1 protein-coding gene is annotated in these 1984 nt (G+C 53.6%); it reads left to right on the top strand.

Translation table 11 applies throughout. The annotated features are described in order from the left end of the window. Positions 1 to 280: 280 nt before the first annotated feature. Entirely contained in the window at positions 281 to 1351 is a 1071-nt protein-coding gene (locus tag AC52W5_RS13350; protein WP_495671344.1) for a metal-dependent hydrolase, read from the top strand. The last annotated feature ends 633 nt before the right edge of the window (positions 1352 to 1984 follow it).

Genomic DNA, 1984 nt, shown 5'->3' with positions numbered 1-1984 from the left:
ATGGGGTTACTCCTTTGCGCTTTCAGCGCTCAATTTGATAAAGATTCGCACCTCTATCAAACCGGGTAACCCCGCTTTTCGCAAGGCCCTACTGTCCGATTAAATCTGAACTACTACAATTAAGAGTAGGGTACCGAGAATCACTCCGGCAATGCGTCCCGCTGCTTTCCCCGCCCGCTGAGCGTCCATCTGACTGCCCCCCGTTGAACGGCCTCTTTGACCTGCCTCTTTGGCTTCCATTATCAGCCCTCATTAAATCCCTTCCTGCCGCATGGATACCTTGACCCATGCTTTAAGCGGCGCATTGCTTGCGCGGGCAACCGCTCCACCCTCACATCATGCGCCTGACACCGGGCAGTTGATATTGCGCGCTCGCATGACCGCAGGCTTCATTGCAGCCGCGTTTCCCGACGTCGATTTCGTGTTGCGCGCGATCGATACGCTCACGTATGTCACATTTCATCGCGGCATTACCCATTCAATCATACTGTTGCCTTTCTGGGCCTGGCTCGTTGCGTGGATCCTCTCGAGTTTGTCTCGCCTTTCACGCTGGCCGTATCCCTGGCAGGCATTCTATGGCATCGCTGCGCTCGGTATAGGCATTCATATCGCCGGTGACGTGATTACCTCTTACGGTACGATGCTGCTGGCTCCGTTTTCCAGGCATGCTTTCAGCATTCCCTTCACATTCATTATCGATCCCTATTTCACCGGAATAATCGTGATCGGCCTTGTGGCCAGCATATTCAGGCCAAAAGGCCGATATCCGGCGGTTGCTGCCTTGCTGATCCTGGGATGTTACGTTGGCTTCCAGGGGATTCTGCATTCACGAGCCATGGAGATTGGCGAGGCATACGTCAAAAACCATCAATTGAAGGAGGCTCAGGTCCACGCCTTCCCTCAACCGCTCTCGCCCTTCAACTGGAAGATTATCGTCAGCCATGACGATGACTATGAAGTGGCCTCGGTCAATCTGTGGCGTACGCAAGAACCTGGGGCCTCCGCTGCCGGGAGCGGTTTGCCAGGCTGGTGGGAAGCGATTGCTGCAGGTTATCAGCCTGTTTCAACAGCAAAATGGACACGGCATAGTCGATTTGGTGAAACAGAGCGTCAGAGTGCTCTTGCCCGCGAGGCGTGGGGACAGGAGATTTTCGCCGGATTTCGCCACTTTGCGGCATTTCCTGCCCTCGATCGGATCGAGTATTACCCGGACGCAGTCTGCGTGTCTTTTCTTGATTTGCGTTTCATCGTTCCTTCCCTTCAGCCATCCCTGGTATTCGGCCTCTGCCGCGAAGGTCAGAATGGATCCTGGCAACTCGCACGCGACCGCGGCCTCTTCGGAAGAGACTGACGTAACATCGCAATTTCCCCCGGAATCGCGGTTTACCGAGCTTCCCGCTCTATCCTTTTCTTTGCCACCCGTTCTCTGTGCACGTTCAGGCCATTCAAACAAAGTAATCCATCGAATTTTGATGATGGGTTCCGGCTTTCAGCCTCCACCCATCCTACCGTACTTCGATGTCCCTCGCGGATAGGTCGCGTCCATTCATCCTCCTGCCGCTGAATTTCGGATTGTGCGAGATTTGGTAGGGTATGAACTGGATATCTCCCGCTGGAATATGCCCGGGTTCCATTTATCCCCCTCTATCACCTCAGCTCACTTCCTTCTACTCAACCTCGATAAAAGTTGATATTGGTCAAGGTTTCACCTCGTGCTGAGGCATACGATTCGATACCGGATAAGAGAATCCGATTATCTTTAATAACCCTACTCGTGGACCAAATATTCGGGAATCAATGAGGAAAACATGAAGATCAACGTACCCTCCGCCCTTGCAGGAGTCATGACGTACGTGACGTATCCCGGACTGGCGATGGCGGCAGCCGACCCCTACCAGTTAAATCTGCCCGAGCCGCAGACAGTCATTGCCCAGCAGATCTACGACCAGCACACGATGGTTCTGTGGATTTGCCTGGCGATATT

Source organism: Nitrosospira sp. CT (assembly GCF_059489795.1).
This window is presented reverse-complemented; position numbering and strand designations above follow the sequence as displayed.